Source organism: Clostridium sp. MSTE9 (assembly GCF_000277625.1).
Taxonomy (GTDB): Bacteria; Bacillota; Clostridia; order Oscillospirales; family Acutalibacteraceae; genus Faecalispora; species Faecalispora jeddahensis.
Genome location: NZ_AKFU01000042.1, coordinates 24,344 through 43,571 on the forward strand (window position 1 = coordinate 24,344; position 19,228 = coordinate 43,571).

Below are 19,228 nucleotides of genomic sequence, written 5' to 3' on the forward strand. Positions count from 1 at the left end.
TGAATAATTATTCATCTGTTTTTGCCGGATTTCTCTTTGTATTCCGGTGGAAATCTTTTCCGGGGCGTACGCCGAAAGCGTTCGGAAAGCGGCGGAAAATCCTGCAAAAAGGACGCTTTTCACCGTTTTTGTTCCGCCGTGCGGGAAAGAGACAAAATTCGCTATAAAAGCGGTGAGTGGCTGCCTTCTTTACACAGGCATGCCGGGCGGCGTCTCTCCGGATATGTTTCGCGGCTTTGGGGAAGCGGCTGCGTCCGACTGCCCCAGCCTGCATTTTTTCCACTGAATTCCTGCATAATAATCAAAAAACGCCTCCTATATCCGGCAATTTGTGCAGAAATTTCCCGGCGTCTGTTCATTCTTCCCGCCAAAAGGGGTGTTTGGTAAAATGCACCGTTTTCGTTTCGCCCCGTGAGAAAGTCGGGAAATGAACCCGGTTCCGGGGGAAATTTGTGCATTACCATAAATTCAGAGAAGTACTCGGAAAATGATTGACAAGCAACGTATAAATAGTTACAATATATACGATATTATTCATAAATTCTATGACAGCAAGGAGGTTCTGACAAAGAGCGGCCTTGCTGTTTTTATTTTTAAGGAGGTAGAGGTGTTTGAGCAGGTATACCAAAGCGGATATTCTGGAACTGATCCAGCAGAATAACGTCCGTTTTATCCGTTTACAGTTCACCGATATGTTCGGCGCGATCAAAAACGTGGTCATCACCAGCGGGAAAATTGAAGAAGCCCTGGATAACCAGTGTATGTTCGATGGTTCCTCTATCGAGGGGTTTGTCCGCATCGAGGAATCCGACATGTATCTCCACCCGGATCTGGATACTTTCCTGATCCTGCCCTGGAGCCGGCAGATCGGCGGCAAAACCGCCCGGCTGATCTGCGACGTTTACAAGCCGGACGGCACCCCGTTTGAAGGGGACCCCCGTTATATTCTGAAAAAGGCGCTGAAGGATGCCGCCGAGATGGGCTTTACCCTGAATGTGGGGTTCGAGTGCGAGTTCTTCCTGTTCAATACGGATGAATTCGGGCACCCCACCACCGTAACGCACGACACCGCCGGGTATTTCGATCTTGGCCCCGCGGATTTGGGCGAAAGCGCCCGCCGCGATATCTGCATGACGATGGAGGAAATGGGCTGCGGGGTGGAGGCCGCCCACCACGAGCTTGCCACAGCGCAGCACGAGATCGACTTTAAATATCAGGAGGCGCTGTGCTCCGCCGATCAGATGATGACGTTCAAGATGGTCGTCAAGAACGTGGCGAACGCCCACGGCCTGTGCGCGTCGTTTATGCCGAAGCCCCTTTCCGGGCAGGCGGGCTCGGGCCTGCACACGAACATCTCGCTGTTCAAGGGCGGGGAGAACGTGTTTTACGATCCGGAAAGTGAAACCGGACTGAGCCGGCTTGCGTATCACTTTATCGCCGGTGTGATCCGCCATATCAAGGGAATCTGCCCGTTCACCAATCCTCTGGTGAATTCGTATAAACGCCTGGTGACGGGTTACGAGGCGCCCCGCTACATTGCGTGGACGACCGGCAACCGCAGCGCGCTGGTGCGCGTGCCAAGTGCACGGGGCGTCGGCACCCGCGTGGAGCTGAGAAATCCCGATCTTGCGGCGAACCCGTACCTGCAGATGGCGGTGCTTCTGGCCGCGGGGCTGGAGGGAATCCGCGAGGAGCTGATGCCGCCCGCGTCGGTCGGCTCCAATATTTACGATATGACGCCCGACGAGCGGCAGGAAAAAGAAATCGACAGCCTTCCCTCCAATTTGATGGAAGCTGTTCAGGAACTGAAACGGGACCCGTTCTTGCGCGAGGTTCTGGGCAGCCATGTGTATCAGAAATACATCGAGGCCAAGGAACAGGAATGGAACCGTTTTAACAGCACGGTAACCCAATGGGAGCTGGAGGAATATCTCGAAAAATTCTGAGAGCCGGCAAAAGGCTGAGATTCTGCGACGGGGGTGTGACCATGAATGGGCAGTGTGATCGTTGCAAATTCAAATAAGGATTCTGCCCGGCGGATCGGCGCAGTGCTGAAAACCGATGGCGTGCTGGTGTACGGCCTGTGCACAACCGGCGCTCAGCTGCTGGAAATGACCAGCTACCACTATCGCGGCGGAGTTGTGGTGTGTACTCTGGACCTGCAGGACGTCACGGCGTGGGACCTTCCGCAGATGGCCCCCAATTATGATTTTTTGTTTATCATAAAGCCCCACCAGGCAGAGATGGCCGCAGACCTGGATTCGGCCTGTCTGATGACACCGCTGAACAAACCGGATTTGACCGCGTCGGTCAATATGTTCCTCAATCTGGCGGAACCGGGAATTCCGGCCCGCAGGAATTTTGAGGAGGAGCAAAAGGAACTTCTTCAGCGCGCCAAGCAGCTTTTGATGGAGCGCAATTATTTTACGGAGGCGCAGGCGCACCGTTTTCTGCAAAAAAAGAGCATGGATACCGGCAAACGCCTGATCGAGATCGCGGCCATCGTGCTGGAGATGTTCTAGCGCAGACCTTATGCGGGAATCCGTGTTTGATAAGATGGATTTTTGAAGGAGGAGTATGGTTTGAAATTTACAAAGATGCACGGCATCGGCAATGACTATTTGTATTTCAATTGTTTTGAAGAGCCTGTAACGGACCCGGCCGCGCTGTCGATCCGGCTCAGCGACAGGCATTTTGGGGTTGGTTCCGACGGGATCATCCTGATCGGCCCCAGCGATAAAGCGGACTGCTCTATGGATATTTACAATGCGGATGGTTCCCGCGCCATGATGTGCGGCAACGGCATCCGCTGTGTGGGCAAGTATGCCTACGAGCGGGGCATCGCGAAGAAAAAGACCCTTACGGTGGACACCCAGAGCGGGGTAAAGACGCTGTTTTTAACGGTGGACGAAAACGACCACGTGACCAGCGTCACGGTCAACATGGGCAAGCCGGAGCTTTCCGCGCCGAAAATCCCCACGCTGTTTGAGACCGAGCAGGTGATTGATCACCCGGTGGAGATCGCGGGCAAGGAATACCGCGTCACCTGCGTTTCGATGGGCAACCCCCACTGCGTTGTCTTTGTGGACGATGTGGATGCCATCCCGCTCTCTTCTATCGGCCCTTCGTTCGAGTTCCACCACATGTTTCCGCAGCGCGTCAACACGGAGTTCGTGCAGATGATCGGCGAGAACGAGGTGAAAATGCGCGTTTGGGAGCGCGGCTCCGGTGAAACCTGGGCCTGCGGCACCGGCGCTTGCGCCGTGGCGGTTGCCTGCGCTCTGGGCGGCAAAACCGGCCGGCAGGTGCTCGTGCACCTCAAAGGCGGCGATCTGAACATTCGATGGGATGAGGAGACCGACGAGGTCTTTATGCAGGGCCCCGCAGAATTTGTATTCGACGGGCAGATCGATTGAGACTGCCCCTGTGATAGATCGATAAAATAAAGGAGATTGTACTATGCTGAAGGTTAATTCAAATTTTGTCAAACTTCCCCCCAGTTACCTCTTTGTGGATATTGCGAAGAGAGTGAATGAGTTTGTGAAGAACAATCCCGACCGCCCGATCATCCGCCTTGGAATCGGCGACGTGACGCTCCCGCTGCCGCAGGCGGTGGTGGACGCCATGAAGAAGGCCTCCGACGAGATGGGCAAGATGGAAACCTTCCGCGGCTACGGCCCGGAATGCGGCTATGAATTCCTGCGCCAGGCGATTGCCGACAATGACTTCAAGAAGCGCGGCGTCGATATCGACATCGACGAGATTTTTGTCAGCGACGGCGCAAAGTGCGACACCGGCAACATTGGCGACATTTTCGGTCAGGACAACGTTGTGGCTGTGTGCGACCCGGTGTACCCCGTATATGTGGACACCAATGTCATGGCTGGCCGTGCCGGTGAATACGTGGAGGGCAAGGGCTGGAGCCGCATCGTGTACATGCCCTGCGTAAAGGAGAAGAATTTCCTGCCCGACCTGCCCAAGGAGCCGGTGGATCTGATCTACCTGTGCTTCCCGAATAACCCGTCCGGCGTGGGCATCAGCAAAGAAGAGCTGAAAAAGTGGGTGGATTACGCCAACGAAAACAAATCGCTCATCCTCTTCGACGCCGCGTATGAGGCGTTCATCACCACTCCCGATATGCCGCACAGCATTTATGAGATCGAGGGCGCAAAGACCTGCGCGATCGAATTCCGCAGCTTCTCCAAGACCGCGGGCTTTACCGGCACCCGCTGCGCGTTTACCGTAGTGCCGAAGCAGCTCGAGTTCGATGGCGTATCCCTCAACCGCCTGTGGAGCCGCCGCCAGTCCACCAAGATGAACGGCGTTCCCTATGTGATCCAGCGCGCGGCGGAGGCTGTGTATTCCGAAGAGGGCGCAAAGCAGATCCGCGAGAATATCACGTATTACCAGAACAACGCGAAGATCATTCGCGAGGGCCTGGCTGCTGCCGGGTTCGAGGTATACGGCGGAGTGGATTCCCCGTACATCTGGCTCAAGACGCCGGGCGGACTCACCGCTTGGGAATTCTTCGACCTGCTGCTGCAAAAAACCGGCGTGGTCGGTACTCCGGGTTCCGGCTTCGGCCTTGCTGGAGAGGGATATTTCCGCCTGACCTCCTTTAACACGAAAGAGAATACGGAAAAGGCTGTGGCAAGAATCATCGAGTCTTTCAAAGCCTGATGAAGCCTGAATTTTCCAATTGACGAAACAGCGGCCCTGCCGCCGGATCCGCCCGATCTTCTGGCTGCCTGGCAGCCAAAGAGCAGGCTCTGGCAGCAGGGCTTACCGGCGGGGTTTGGCCGCCGACAATCAGCCGGGACCTTTCCCCGTGCTGCGGCATGTCGCGCGCTGCCGCAGTGACCGTAAACCAGCGGCGCGAAGAAATGGTGGTTATAGCGTGAAAGCATTATTACTATTGGAAAACGGGATGACCTTTGAGGGTCAGGGCTTTGGCGAGCCCCGCGATGTGCTGTGCGAGGTAGTGTTCAACAGCGCCATGTGCGGGTACACCGAACTGCTTACAGACCCCAGCTATGCAGGCCAGGGCGTTGTGATGACTTACCCCATGATCGGAAACTACGGAATCTGCTATGAGGACGCGGAAGCCGATCACCCCTGGGTGGAAGCATTTATCGTTCACTCCGTTTCCGGGATTGCCAGCAATTTTCGCTGTGACATCGACCTGGACGGATACCTGAAAAACAACCGGATCCCCGGAATCAGCGGGATCGACACCCGTGCGCTCACCCGCTGCCTGCGGGAGTCCGGCACGATGCGCGGGATGCTCTGCTTTGGCGATCAGATTGACCGTGACGAAATGAAGCGCAAAATCGCCGCGCACGTTGTGCCGAACGGCGTTTCGCAGGTCAGCATCCGCAAGCCGCGCGATTACGGCAACGGTTCGGTTAAGGTGGCGCTGCTCGATTACGGTACCAAAGAGAATATCATTCGTTCGCTCACCCGCCGCGGCTGTGCGGTGCGCCGCTTCCCGAACGACACGCCGTTTGAAGAGATCAAGGCGTGGAATCCGGACGGGGTCATGCTCTCGAACGGCCCCGGGGACCCGCAGGCCTGCGTAAAAGAGGTCGCGGAGCTGAAACGCGTTTATCAGAGCGGTATCCCCACCTTCGCCATCTGTATGGGGCACCAGCTGATGGCGCTTTCGCAGGGCGCGAATACGTACAAGCTCAAGTACGGCCACCGCGGCATCAATCACCCGGTGAAAGAACTGAAAACAAATCGTGTGTACATTACCTCGCAGAACCACGGCTATGTGGTGGATGCAGGTACCATCGACTCTTCTATTGCAGAGGTCAGCTATGTCAGCATGAACGACCAGAGCGTAGAGGGCCTCGATTATAAAAACGGCCGCGTGTTCTCCGTGCAGTTCCATCCGGAGGCCTGCTCCGGCCCGCTCGACACAGGCTTTTTGTTCGACAGATTTATGGATTTGATGGGAGGGGGCCGCGTATGAGCAAGCTTGACAGCATTCAGAAGGTATTGATCATCGGCTCCGGCCCGATCGTCATCGGCCAGGCCGCCGAGTTCGACTATGCGGGCACGCAGGCCTGCCGCGCGCTGCGTGAGGAAGGCGTCGAGGTCATCCTCGTCAACTCCAACCCGGCGACGATCATGACAGACGGCGAGATCGCCGATAAGGTGTATATCGAGCCTCTGACAATCGACACGCTGAAAAAGGTGATCCTGAAGGAACGGCCCGACAGCGTCCTGCCGACCCTCGGCGGCCAGAATGCGCTGAATCTTGCAGTGGAGCTGGAGGAATCCGGCTTTCTGATGGAGCATAACGTCCGCATGATCGGCACGAATGCCGACACCATCCGCATGGCGGAGGACCGCGAGCTGTTCAAAGAGGCCATGGCCCGCATCCAGCAGCCCTGCGCGGAAAGCGAGATCGCCGAAACGGTGGAAGACAGCCTGCTCATCGCAAAGCGCATCGGCTACCCCGTGGTGGTGCGCCCTGCGTATACGCTCGGCGGCAGCGGCGGCGGCATCGCCTATACGGAGGAGCAGCTCCACGCGATCGCTTCCATGGGCCTGCACCGCAGCCGTGTGAATCAGGTGCTCATCGAGCGCTGCATCTCCGGCTGGAAGGAAATCGAATACGAGGTCATCCGCGACGGCAACGGCAACTGCATCACCGTCTGCAATATGGAAAACTTCGACCCCGTCGGCGTTCACACCGGTGACTCCATCGTCGTCGCGCCCTGCCAGACGCTGGCGGATAAGGAAATCCAGATGCTGCGCAGCGCGTCGATCGCAATCATCAACGAGCTGAAAGTGGAGGGCGGCTGCAACGTACAGTTTGCGCTGAATCCCGAAAGCTTTGAATACTGCGTTATCGAGGTAAACCCCCGCGTCAGCCGTTCCTCCGCGCTGGCTTCGAAAGCGACGGGCTACCCGATCGCGAAGGTCGCCTCCAAAATCGCGCTGGGCTATACGCTCGACGAGATTCAGAACGCGATTACGAAAAAAACCTACGCCTGCTTTGAGCCGACGCTCGACTACTGCGTCGTGAAAATCCCGAAATGGCCGTTTGATAAATTCGTCCACGCCCGCCGCAGCCTCGGCACCCAGATGAAGGCGACCGGCGAAGTCATGGGCATCGCCCCCACCTTTGAGGCGGCCCTGATGAAATCCATCCGCTGCCTGGAGCAGAACATGTATGATCTGACCGACGCGGAGCTCGACGGCCTTTCAGATCTGGATGTTTCCGAGCGTATCCACGCGGTGGATGACCGCCGTCTGTTCGCGGTGGCGGAAGCGCTGCGCCGCGGCTTTGCGATGGAGAAAATCCACAGCGTCACGAAGATCGACCGCTGGTTTTTGCAGAAGCTTCAGTCCATCATCGCGGTGGAAAAGCGCCTTGCCAACGAGCCGATGAGCAAAGAGTTGCTGCTGAAAGCCAAGTCGTTCGGCTTTCTGGATGAAACCGTCGCGAAATTCTCCAGCATCAGCATTGAGGAAATTCGCGGGCTGAAAGAGAAATGGGCCATCCGTCCCGTTTATAAGATGGTCGATACCTGCGCCGCGGAGTTCGAAGCCGAAACGCCTTACTACTATTCGAGCTACGGCGACGAGAATGAATCGCGCCACGAAAGCGGCCGAAAAAAGATCATGGTCATCGGCTCCGGCCCCATCCGAATCGGCCAGGGCATCGAGTTCGACTTCTGCTCTGTTCACAGTGTGTGGGCGCTGAAAAAGCTGGGCTTCGAGACCATTATTGTGAACAATAACCCCGAAACTGTCAGCACAGATTTTGATATTGCCGATAAACTGTACTTCGAACCCTTGACTCCGGAGGACGTTTGGCATATTGTAGAACTGGAAAAACCCGACGGAGCTGTGGTACAGTTTGGCGGCCAGACCGCCATCAAGCTGGCAGGCGCCATTGAGAAAATGGGTATTCCGCTGCTCGGCACCAGCTTTGACAGCATCGACGAGGCGGAGGACCGCGAGCGCTTCGACGCGATTCTGGCAAAGTGCGGGATTCCGCATGCCGCGGGCCGCATGGTGTTTACCTGCGATGAGGCTTTGCGCGCGGCTCACGAGCTGGGCTACCCGGTGCTGGTGCGCCCCTCCTACGTTTTGGGCGGCCAGGGCATGGACATTGCCTACAACGACAACGACATTCGCGAGCAGATCGGCATCATCAATACCATCGCTCAGGAGCATCCCATTCTGGTGGACAAGTACCTGATGGGCACCGAAGTAGAGGTCGACGCGGTCTGCGACGGCGTCGACACCCTCATCCCCGGCATCATGCAGCACGTAGAGCGCGCGGGCGTTCACTCCGGCGACAGCATCTCGGTCTACCCGGCGCAGAGCCTTTCAAAGCAGGTGGAGGACACGATTGTGGACTACACCAGAAAGCTTGCGCTTGCACTGAGAGTCAAGGGGCTTTTGAATATCCAGTTCATCGTCAAGGATGAGCAGGTGTATATCATCGAGGCGAATCCCCGTTCCTCCAGAACGGTGCCGTACATCAGCAAGATTACGGACATCCCGATCGTTCACCTTGCAGTACGCACCTTCTTCGGCGAAACATTGCCGCAGATGGGCTACCAGTATGGCCTGCAGCCGAACAAGGCGCTCATCGCCATCAAGATGCCGGTGTTCTCGTTTGAAAAGCTGTACGGTGCAGACGTCAACCTTGGGCCGGAAATGAAATCCACCGGCGAGGTGCTCGGCATCGCCAGAAGCTTTGAGGAAGCCATGATCAAGGCGTTCCAGGGTGCGGGCATGCACCTTCTGACCAACGGTAATGTGATCATCACCGTAAAGGATCAGGATAAGGAAGAGGCGCTGCCCATTGCCAAGGGGCTGTGTGACCTTGGCTGGACCATCTATTCCACCGAGGGAACCTCCAACTATCTCAAAGAGAACGGCATCCCGAATGTCCGCCTGAACAAGGTGGGCGGCGACGCGCCCGATATTCTGGATGTGATCCTCTCCGGCACCATCGATCTTGTCATCAACACGCCCTCCAAGGGCGCCGAACACCGCCGCGACGGATTTTTGATCCGCCGCAACACGGTAGAGGCCGGCATTCCGTGTCTGACCTCGCTCGACACCGCAAACGCATTCCTGCGCTGCGTGCAGCACGTAGAGGATACGAACCTTTCTGTTGTGGATATCACGAAGGTTTCGTCCTTCCTCGTGTTCTTATAACGAGAATTCAAAGCATTTTTTCCAGAAGCTGCGGGTTATTATTCCGCTTCGAGTTTCAAGGCTCTCTCAGCCGTTATCGGCAGCAAAGCTGCCGATAACGGCGTGAGGTTCTTCATAAATTGCCCGCGGGCAGACTGCCCGCGAATCTGCCGCATCGAATCTGTGCGGACCTTTTACAGTCCATTCACTAAAAATAAGCTGCATGAAAATGACGATTTCTTCCCCTGCCAAAGCCGGGGAAGAAATCAACAGCTTTTTACAGTGGCATTATGGCAGAAGAAAGGCCCGCCGATGGAAACAAAAACAGGGGGAAAGAATCATGCAAAAAGGAAATTTACTGTACGAGGGAAAAGCAAAGAAAGTTTACGCTACCGAGGATCCTGCTTGCTACATTGTAGATTATAAGGACGATGCCACCGCATTCAATGGCCTGAAAAAGGGAACCATTGTGGGCAAGGGCGTTGTCAATAACCGTATGTCCAATTTCATGTTCCAAATGCTGGAGAAAGACGGCATCCCCACTCACTTTGTCAAAGAGCTGAGCGACCGCGAAACACTGGTCAAAAAGGTAGAGATTGTTCCGCTTGAGGTGATCGTCCGCAATAAGGCGGCCGGCAGTCTGGCGAAGCGCCTTGGCCTGGAGGAAGGCACCCCCATGCGCACTCCGGTGCTGGAATTCTGTTATAAGAACGACGAGCTCGGCGACCCGATGGTGAACGAATACCACATTCTTGCCGCTGATTTTGCAACGAAGGAAGAGATCGATGTCATCAGCAAGATGGCGCTGCGCATCAATGAGCTGATGTGCGAATTCTTCCGCTCGGTGAATATTGAGCTGATCGACTTCAAGCTCGAGTTCGGCCGCTGCGACGGCAAGATCATTCTGGCTGACGAGATTTCCCCCGATACCTGCCGCTTTTGGGATATCCACACCCATGAAAAGCTCGACAAAGACCGTTTCCGCCGCGACCTTGGCGGTGTGGAAGAGGCTTATGCCGAAGTGATGAAGCGCATTGGCCTGTAATGGCTTTCAATACTTGTGTCAAGACGATGAGGAGTTGAATTCGTTGACGGATTTTGAAGAGTCCTCCTGGAAGCCTCGCGAGGAATGCGGGGTATTCGGGATTTACAGCAAAGAGGGAAAAGAAATTCCGCCGGCCTACGCGTGCTATAACGGCCTTCTGGCGCTGCAGCACCGGGGGCAGGAGAGCTGCGGCATCGCGGTGAATGACCGCGGGGTGATTTCTTATTCCAAAGACATGGGCTTGGTGTCCGAAGTGTTCAGCGACTCGATTCTGAATCGGCTGAACGGGCAAATCGCCCTTTCTCACGTGCGGTACTCCACCTCGGGCGACAGTGTGCGTGAAAACGCCCAGCCGCTCGTCATGCGCTATATCAAGGGAACGCTGGCGATCGCCCATAACGGCAACCTGACCAACGCCCACGAGCTGCGCCGTGAACTGGAGCGAAACGGCTGTATTTTTCAAACCACGATCGATTCCGAGGTAATCGCCTACATGATTGCCCGGGAGCGGATCGGCGCGGCCTCCATTGAGGAGGCCGTGTTCCGCGCCATGCAGAAGATCGAGGGTTCGTTCTCTCTTCTGGTCATGAGCCCCCAGAAGCTGATCGCGGTGCGCGACCCCAACGGCTTCCGTCCGCTTTGCATGGGCAAGATTGGCGAGGATATCGTCTTTGCGTCCGAAAGCTGCGCTCTCGACGCGGCGGGCGCGGAATTTGTGCGCGACGTGGAGCCGGGCGAGCTGATTGCCGCGGGCCCCAGCGGGCTGAAATACCTGTACAATAAGGTTCCGGCCCAGCGCTCGCTGTGCGTGTTCGAATATATTTACTTTGCCCGTACCGACAGCAAAATCGACGGGCTCGGCGTGTACGAGTCCCGCAAAGAGGCGGGCCGCCTGCTGGCGCGCCAAAGCCCTGTGGAGGCCGACGTGGTCATCGGCGTGCCGGAATCCGGCATTGACGCCGCCATTGGGTACAGCGAGGAATCCGGCATCCCGTACCAGAAGGGAATTGTCAAGAACTCCTACATCGGCCGCACCTTCATCAAGCCCACTCAGTCTGAGCGCGAGCGCAGCGTGCGCATCAAGCTCAACGCGCTGGAGAGCGAGGTGCGCGGCAAGCGTGTTGTTCTGCTCGATGATTCCATTGTGCGCGGCACGACCAGCGGACGCATTGTGTCGATGCTGAAAGATGCCGGTGCGAAAGAGGTTCATCTGCGCATCAGCTCGCCGCCGTTTCTGTGGCCCTGCTACTACGGCACAGACATTCCCACCAAGGATGAGCTGATCGCCGTTCAGCACACCGTGGAAGAGATCGCCGAGATGAATTTTGCGGATTCTCTGGCGTTCTTATCACTGGACAGCCTGCCCGGTATGCTGAAGGGCAAGTGTTCCGGCTACTGTGACGCGTGCTTCTCCGGGAATTACCCGACTGAAATCCCGCAGGAAATGATTGAGCACAGGCCGCAAAACTACTGTATGCCGATTCAGCGCCTGTAATATGATCCATTTGCTTTCAAAGTGACTTTATGTGAAGCGGCAATTTCTTCTCCCGCCGCAAGCGGGAAAAACCAATGGCCTTTGAAAGTGAAATGATTTGAAAAGATGCCCCGAAATACGCTTGGAGGTTGCAGCATTGAAAAATTCGTACGAATCCCCTCTTTCGGCGCGGTACGCCAGCGCCGAAATGAAGTTTTTATTTTCGCCGGACAAAAAGTTCCGTACCTGGCGCCGCCTTTGGATCGCTCTGGCGGAGTCGGAAATGGAGCTGGGCCTGCCCATTACACAGGAGCAGATCGATGAAATGCGCCGTTTTGCCGACGACATCAATTACGATGTCGCCGGGGAGCGCGAGAAGATCGTGCGCCACGACGTGATGGCCCATGTGTATGCGTATGGCGAGCAGTGCCCGAAGGCGCGCCCGATCATCCATCTGGGGGCAACCTCCTGCTATGTAGGGGACAATACCGATATTATCGTCATGACGGAAGCTCTGCGGCTGCTGCGCGACAAGCTTGTCGGCGTCATCCGCATTCTGTCGCATTTCGCGGTGGAGTACAAAGACCTGCCGACTCTGGCGTTTACGCATTATCAGCCCGCGCAGCCCACCACTGTCGGCAAGCGCGCCACGCTCTGGATTCAGGATCTTCTGATGGATTTAGAGGATGTCGAATATCAGCTCGGTAAGGCAAAGCTGCTCGGCTCGAAGGGGACCACCGGCACGCAGGCCAGCTTTTTGGAGCTGTTTGACGGCGATTATGAGCGCGTAAAGGCGCTCGACCGCAAGATTGCGGAGAAGATGGGGTATTCCTCCTGCTTTGCCGTTTCCGGCCAGACGTATTCCAGAAAGCTCGACAGCCAGATTCTGTCTATTCTGAGCGGGATCGCGCAGAGCGCGACCAAGTTCTCGAACGACATCCGCCTTCTGCAGCATATGAAGGAGATCGAGGAGCCCTTTGAGAAGGGGCAGATCGGTTCCTCCGCCATGGCGTACAAGCGCAACCCGATGCGCAGCGAGCGCATTGCGTCTCTGGCGCGCTATGTGATCGTCGACAGCCTGAACCCCGCCATCACAACCGCCACCCAGTGGTTCGAGCGCACGCTCGACGATTCCGCGAACAAGCGCCTGAGTGTTCCTGAAGCGTTTCTGGCGGTCGACGGGATTCTGGACCTGTACAGCAATGTGGCAGATGGCCTTGTGGTGTACCCCAAGGTGATCGAGCAGCACCTGCTGCGCGAGCTGCCCTTTATGGCCACCGAGAACATCATGATGGACGCGGTTAAGCGCGGGGCGGACCGCCAGCAGCTTCACGAGCAAATTCGCGTGCATTCCATGGAAGCGGCCAAGGTCATCAAGGAGCAGGGCGGCGAAAACGACCTGCTGGACCGCATCGCGGCGGACCCGGTGTTCGGCGTCACGCGCGAGGAGCTGTCCGGCCTGGTAGACCCGTCGCAGTATACGGGCTGTGCTGCGGTACAAACCCAGGAATTTGTGAGCGGAGTGGTAAATTCCGTTTTGAAGGAATATGATTCCATAGAAATTAAAAAAGCGGAAATTAATTTGTAAACAAAACGTAAAATCCGCGGGCATTCCAAAGAAAATCGTAGGCTTTTGGGGTGTTTTGTGGTATGATAATGACGAGCGTTTTGATGTGCAATTTTAAAAAATGCCGTAATGGCGCTTTGCGCCTGTGGTATAAGAATACAAATTGATCCGCCGCCAAATGAAAAGCCGCGGGCGGTGGAAAAAATTGGCTGGTGCGGCACCGGCGGAGAGTGAGCAGTACTAATGGTAAAAGCGATAGTAGGCGCCAATTGGGGCGATGAAGGAAAAGGGAAAATTACCGACGTCATGGCGGCGCAGTCCGACATCGTGATCCGGTACCAAGGCGGCAGCAATGCGGGCCATACCATTATCAACGAATATGGCAAGTTCGCGCTGCACCAACTCCCCTCGGGCGTATTTTACGATCACACGACCAACATCATCGGCAATGGCGTTGCGCTGAGTGTGGAAAACCTCATCAAGGAGATGGATTCCCTGCGGCAGCGCGGAGTTCCGGAGCCGAAGCTGATGGTTTCTGACCGTGTGCAGATCGTGATGCCTTACCATGTTGAAATGGATGCGATGGAGGAAGCGCGTTTGTCCTCCAAGTCCTTTGGTTCCACCAAATCCGGCATCGCGCCGTTTTATTCGGATAAATACGCGAAGATCGGCTTCCAGGTCAGCGAGCTGTATGACGACGAGGCTCAGCTCAAAGAAAAGATTCAGCAGGTTCTGGATGTGAAAAACTCGCTGTACCAGCACCTGTACCACAAAGAGCCGCTGACAGTGGACGCCGTTTACGAAAAGCTGATGGAATACCGCCAGATGATCGAGCCCTATGTTGCAGACACCTTCACGTTCCTGCATCAGGCGGTCAAGGAGGGCAAAACCATTTTGCTCGAAGGCCAGCTTGGCGCACTGAAGGACCCGGATTTCGGCATTTACCCCATGGTGACCTCTTCCTCCACACTGGCCGGTTATGGCGCTGTCGGCGCCGGTGTTCCGCCGTATGAGATCAAAGAGATCATCGCCGTGGTAAAGGCGTATTCCAGTGCCGTGGGTGCGGGAGAGTTTGTCAGCGAAATCTTCGGCGAAGAAGCCGATGAGCTGCGCCGCCGCGGCGGCGACGGCGGCGAGTACGGCGCCACAACGGGCCGTCCCCGCAGAATGGGCTGGCTTGATCTCGTGGCCTCCCGTTACGGCTGCGCGGTGCAGGGTGCTACCAGCGTGGCGCTGACCGTGATCGACGTGCTCGGCTATCTCAAAGAGATTCCCGTTTGCGTGGCGTATGAGCTCGACGGCAAGCAGATCGATTATTTCCCGCCGGCCTCTCAGCTGCGCCGGTGCAAGCCGGTGCTGAAGACGATGCCCGGCTGGTGCTGCGATCTGCGCGGCATTACCCGCTACGAAGATCTTCCCGAAAACGCGCGCCGCTACATTGAGTTTGCGGAGGAGCAGATCGGTGTTCCGGTGAAAATCGTGTCGAACGGACCTTCCCGCAGCGATATTATCTATCGGTAATCGACAATCATATTCTGCTAGGGAAATTACGCAAAAAAGCGTCAACTTGAAAAAACGGTTGGCGCTTCTTCCTATTTTTAATTCCTTTATGGCGCATTCATCTATAAGTGATTTTGCGTGAAAACGGCAGTTTCTTTCTCCGCCAAAAGCGGGAGAAGAAATCAATAGCCTTTTGAAATTGTATTCATACTATGACAGGGAAAGAAAGGTGGCATTTATCATGTGTGGAATCGTTGGTTACATCGGCGGTGATCAGGCGGCGCCCATTTTGTTAAACGGTTTGGAAAAGCTGGAATACCGCGGGTATGATTCCGCAGGAATGGCAGTATATACAGGGGATGCGCTGCGCGTTGTGAAAAGCAAGGGACGTTTGCAGGTGCTCAGTGATCTGGTGGACGGCGGAAAATCGCTGCAGGGAACGGTTGGCATTGGCCATACCCGCTGGGCGACCCACGGCAAGCCCTCAGATATCAATTCCCATCCGCAGGTGAGCAATTCCGGAAAATTCGCGGTGGTGCATAACGGCATCATCGAAAATTATCAGGAAATCAAAGAGAAGCTCCTCAAAAAGGGCGTCAGCTTCGTATCGGAAACAGATACCGAGGTTGTGGCTCAGCTACTGGAATATTATTACGACGGTGATATTCTCGATGCGTTTATCCGTGTCATTTCGCGCTTGCAGGGCTCTTACGCGCTTGGCATGTTGTGTGTGGATGACCCCGATAAGCTGTATGCGGTTCGCAAAGACAGCCCGCTGGTGGTTGGCCTTGGCGAGCACGAGAATTATGTTGCCTCCGACATTCCTTCCATCCTGAACCGCACCCGCGATTTTTATCGCTTGAAGGACAACGAGATTGTTCAGCTGACCCGCGACAGCGTGCAGATTTGCAATTTGGAAAAAGAACCCATTGAAAAAGAACTGGTTCATATTGACTGGGATCTTTCTGTTGCGGAAAAGGGCGGCTACGAGCACTTTATGTTCAAGGAGATCATGGAGCAGCCGAAAGCGCTGCGCGACACGATTTCTCCCCGCATTAAGGACGGCCGCATCGTGCTCGACAACGTGACTCTCACGGCGGAGCAGCTCCAGAAGTTCAACCGCATCAGCATCGTGGCCTGCGGTTCTGCGTACCATGTGGGTGTGGTCGCGAAATATGTGATCGAAAAGCTGACCCGCATCCCTGTGGAAGTGGATGTTGCCTCCGAATTCCGTTACCGCCACCCGATTCTCGACAACAACTCCCTGGTGATTGTCATCAGCCAGTCCGGCGAAACAGCGGATACGCTGGCGGCTCTCCGCGAAGCCAAGCGCCTTGGCGCACGCGTCATTTCGATCGTGAACGTGGTGGGCAGCTCTATTGCCAACGATTCCGACGATGTTCTGTATACCTGGGCAGGCCCCGAAATCGCGGTAGCGACGACAAAGGCATACAGCACACAGCTGGCGGTTGTCTATCTGCTGGCGATTTATATGGCGGATCTGCTTGGCCGCCTGACGCCGGAAGAGTACGCAGACTATGTCAAAGAGCTGCAGGAGCTGCCGGATAAGGTGGAGAAAACGTTAGAAAACAAAGAGGATATTCAGTATTTTGCGTCGAAGCATTTCAGCGCGAAGGATATTTTCTTCATCGGCCGCAATCTGGATTACGCCATTTCTCTGGAAGGCTCTTTGAAGCTGAAGGAAATTTCTTATATCCATTCCGAAGCTTACGCCGCCGGCGAGCTGAAGCATGGAACAATCTCTCTGATGGAGGAGGGAACGCTGGTTGTTGCGATCGCCACCCATCAGCAGCTGCTGGAGAAAATGATGAGCAACGTGATCGAGGTGAGAAGCCGCGGTGCGCTGGTGCTGGGCCTGACTACCGAAGACAACGCGCAGGAGATCGGCAAGGACATGGATTTCCTGTTCTCGGTGCCGACGGCCTGCGAGATCATGCGGCCGTCTCTCGCGGTGATCCCGCTGCAGCTGTTCGCGTACTATGTGGCGTCTATGAAGGGCTGCGATATTGATAAGCCGCGCAATCTGGCGAAATCCGTGACTGTGGAATAACTGAGGAATAGGGGAGTTTTATGACGATTCATAACGAGGCTGTTTTAATTTTGGATTTCGGCGGACAGTACAGCCAGCTGATCGCGCGCCGTGTGCGCGACCTGAAGGTGTACTGCGAAATCAAATCGTACAAAACGCCGATTGAGGAGATTCAGAAGGCGGGCTATAAGGGAATTATTTTTACCGGCGGCCCCAATAGTGCCTATGCTCCCGGAGCACCCGGCTGTGAAAAAGAAATTTTCGAGCTCGGGATTCCGATTTTGGGAATTTGCTACGGCGCACAGCTGATGGCTTATAAGCTGGGCGGCAAGGTAGAGCCTTCTAATGTGAAAGAGTACGGAAAAACACCGGTGGAGTTTGATCTTTCCTCCGAGCTGTTTCACGGTGTGGAGCAAACCAGTGTCTGCTGGATGAGCCATACCGATAAAATCGTTGCACTGCCTGAAGGGTTCACGGCGCGCGCTCACAGCCGCGCCTGCCCTGTGGCGGCAATGGACAACGCGGAGAAGCGTCTGTACGGCGTGCAGTTTCACCCCGAGGTGGAGCATACCGTGCAGGGCAACGAGTACCTGAGAAACTTTTTGTACCGTGTCTGCGGCTGCTCCGGCGACTGGCGGATGGACGCCTTTGCGGCGGAAACGATCCGTCAGATCAAGGAGCGTGTCGGCGATAAGAAGGTGCTTTGCGCTCTCTCCGGCGGCGTGGATTCCTCCGTGGCCGCAGTGCTGGTGCACAAGGCCATCGGCAAGAATCTGACCTGCATCTTTGTCGATCATGGCCTGCTGCGCAAGGACGAGGGTGATCAGGTGGAGCAGGTGTTCCGCGAGCAGTTCGACATGAACCTGATCCGCGTCAATGCACAGGAGCGTTTCCTGTCGCGCTTGGCCGGGGTGTCCGAGCCGGAAGCGAAGCGCAAGATCATCGGTGAAGAGTTCATCCGCGTTTTTGAGGAAGAAGCCAAGAAACTCGGCCATATGGATTATCTGTGCCAGGGTACGATTTACCCGGATGTGGTCGAAAGCGGCGTGGGCGAAGCGGCAGTCATCAAGAGCCACCACAACGTGGGCGGCCTGCCGGAGGACATCGGCTTTACCGGCCTTGTTGAGCCCCTGCGCGACCTGTTTAAGGACGAGGTTCGCCGCGTTGGCCTGGAGCTGGACATCCCCGAGTTCCTTGTATTCCGCCAGCCGTTCCCGGGTCCGGGCCTTGCGATCCGTGTGCTGGGCGACATCACGAAGGACAAGCTTGACCTTCTGCGAGAGGCCGACGCGATTTTCCGTGAGGAGATTGCCACAGCTGGCCTTGACAGACAGATCAACCAGTACTTTGCGGTGCTCACCGGTATGCAGAGCGTTGGCGTGATGGGCGACGGCCGTACCTACGATTTTACCGTTGCGCTGCGCGGCGTGACCACCACCGACTTCATGACGGCAGACTGGGCCAAAATCCCGTACGATGTTCTGGCAAAGGTTTCGAACCGCATCATTAATGAAGTGAGCGGCGTCAACCGCATCGTGTACGATATCACCAGCAAGCCCCCGGCCACAATTGAGTGGGAATAAAATAAATAAAGCCACAAATCCAGCTTGAATGCGGATTTGTGGCTTTTTATTTTGTCTTGTGATTCTAAAATGATTCTATTATTCGCCGCTCCGCTCTCTCGACCAGTCTTTCTTCCACACTGCCCCGGTCTTTCCATGAGGTGAAGCCGGTTCCCCGGTACGCCTTGTCATAGTCCGCAAAGAACGGGCGAAGCAGCGCGGAACACTTCGGCTTGCGCAGGCCCCGAAGCCCTTTGGCCACAAGCTGCCGAACCTGTTCGCGAGAAACACCGTCCTGCTGGGCGATTGCCTCAAGCGTCATGCCCTGATAGTACCGGCTCCGAATGGTTTCTTCCTGCTGCTCGTCCAGCGTACCTAGTGCCTGTTCCATCACGCCATGAAGCTGCCGCCGGTACATTTCCTGTTCTGCATCTTCAAAGGCTTGGGAGGCGCTCTCGTCCGGTATGCTATCAGCTATGGTTACATCTTCGGCCCCTGGGATCAGCTCGTCCAGGCTATCAGCACAATTCAGCAGTTTCTTGCCGGCGCCGCCTCGGATACCGATAAGCGCATTGAAGCGGTTCTTTGCATGGAAAGAGATATAGGAAGTAAACTTGAATCCTTTCGCTTCGTCAAAGGCTCTCGCGGCGTCCAGTACCACAAGGAAGCACTCCTGCGTCACATCTTCCAGCGTAACGCCAGCAGATGCGCAGGAAGCCATGCTGCGGCTATAGAAGCGATTGGCAAACTGATAGGCAAGCTTCTTCGTCTGCTCCCACAGAGCTACTACGGCTTCGTTATCGCCCGCCTTGATGCGCAGGGCAAGTTCCTCATTTGTTTCCATGCAAAGGCCCCCTTTAAC

Annotated in this window: 14 protein-coding genes; 12 read left to right on the plus strand and 2 right to left on the minus strand. The window is 55.8% G+C overall.

Going from position 1 to position 19,228, the window contains the following annotated elements; genetic code table 11:
* Positions 1-7: 7 nt before the first annotated feature.
* Positions 8-283: a hypothetical protein gene (locus HMPREF1141_RS12745; RefSeq protein WP_035317107.1), complete on the minus strand. Its 276-nt coding sequence runs from the start codon at positions 281-283 to the stop codon at positions 8-10.
* A gap of 328 nt (positions 284-611) precedes the next feature.
* Between HMPREF1141_RS12745 and glnA the strand changes: the two genes are divergently transcribed.
* The 12 genes from glnA (at position 612) to guaA (ending at position 18,387) form a co-directional block, all read left to right on the plus strand.
* Positions 612-1,946, plus strand: a complete 1,335-nt coding sequence (gene glnA / locus HMPREF1141_RS12750; protein WP_009065046.1) for a type I glutamate--ammonia ligase — start codon at positions 612-614, stop codon at positions 1,944-1,946.
* 45 nt (positions 1,947-1,991) lie between these two features.
* Entirely contained in the window at positions 1,992-2,522 is a 531-nt protein-coding gene (locus tag HMPREF1141_RS12755; RefSeq protein ID WP_009064996.1) for an ANTAR domain-containing protein, read from the plus strand.
* Positions 2,523-2,582: 60 nt separating this feature from the next.
* Complete coding sequence (gene dapF / locus HMPREF1141_RS12760; protein WP_009065071.1) at positions 2,583-3,416, plus strand: diaminopimelate epimerase; 834 nt, start codon at positions 2,583-2,585, stop codon at positions 3,414-3,416.
* A gap of 43 nt (positions 3,417-3,459) precedes the next feature.
* Entirely contained in the window at positions 3,460-4,680 is a 1,221-nt protein-coding gene (locus HMPREF1141_RS12765) for an LL-diaminopimelate aminotransferase (RefSeq protein ID WP_009064995.1), read from the plus strand.
* Positions 4,681-4,897: 217 nt separating this feature from the next.
* Positions 4,898-5,974 carry a carbamoyl phosphate synthase small subunit gene (locus tag HMPREF1141_RS12770; protein WP_009065069.1) on the plus strand — a complete coding sequence of 359 codons (1,077 nt, stop codon included), beginning with the start codon at positions 4,898-4,900 and terminating at the stop codon, positions 5,972-5,974.
* A complete protein-coding gene (gene carB, locus HMPREF1141_RS12775) occupies positions 5,971-9,189 on the plus strand; it encodes a carbamoyl-phosphate synthase large subunit (protein WP_009065050.1) in 3,219 nt (1,072 codons plus the stop codon). Before HMPREF1141_RS12770 ends, carB begins: the two co-directional genes overlap by 4 nt.
* Before the next feature lie 319 nt (positions 9,190-9,508).
* Positions 9,509-10,213, plus strand: coding sequence for a phosphoribosylaminoimidazolesuccinocarboxamide synthase (gene purC, locus HMPREF1141_RS12780; RefSeq protein ID WP_035317115.1), 705 nt, complete (start codon positions 9,509-9,511; stop codon positions 10,211-10,213).
* A 43-nt stretch (positions 10,214-10,256) separates the two neighbouring features.
* Entirely contained in the window at positions 10,257-11,708 is a 1,452-nt protein-coding gene (gene purF, locus HMPREF1141_RS12785; RefSeq protein ID WP_009065073.1) for an amidophosphoribosyltransferase, read from the plus strand.
* Positions 11,709-11,844: 136 nt separating this feature from the next.
* Positions 11,845-13,275, plus strand: coding sequence for an adenylosuccinate lyase (purB, locus tag HMPREF1141_RS12790; RefSeq protein ID WP_009065079.1), 1,431 nt, complete (start codon positions 11,845-11,847; stop codon positions 13,273-13,275).
* Between the two features lie 222 nt (positions 13,276-13,497).
* A complete protein-coding gene (locus tag HMPREF1141_RS12795; protein WP_009065052.1) occupies positions 13,498-14,775 on the plus strand; it encodes an adenylosuccinate synthase in 1,278 nt (425 codons plus the stop codon).
* 220 nt (positions 14,776-14,995) lie between these two features.
* Positions 14,996-16,825: a glutamine--fructose-6-phosphate transaminase (isomerizing) gene (gene glmS, locus HMPREF1141_RS12800; protein ID WP_009065015.1), complete on the plus strand. Its 1,830-nt coding sequence runs from the start codon at positions 14,996-14,998 to the stop codon at positions 16,823-16,825.
* A 26-nt stretch (positions 16,826-16,851) separates the two neighbouring features.
* Positions 16,852-18,387, plus strand: coding sequence for a glutamine-hydrolyzing GMP synthase (gene guaA, locus HMPREF1141_RS12805; protein ID WP_278245200.1), 1,536 nt, complete (start codon positions 16,852-16,854; stop codon positions 18,385-18,387).
* Positions 18,388-18,451: 64 nt separating this feature from the next.
* Here the strand turns inward: guaA and HMPREF1141_RS12810 are convergent, their stop codons facing one another.
* Positions 18,452-19,210 (minus strand): sigma-70 family RNA polymerase sigma factor, encoded by a 759-nt coding sequence (locus HMPREF1141_RS12810; protein WP_009065087.1) that lies wholly within the window; start codon positions 19,208-19,210, stop codon positions 18,452-18,454.
* Between the last annotated feature and the right edge of the window lie 18 nt (positions 19,211-19,228).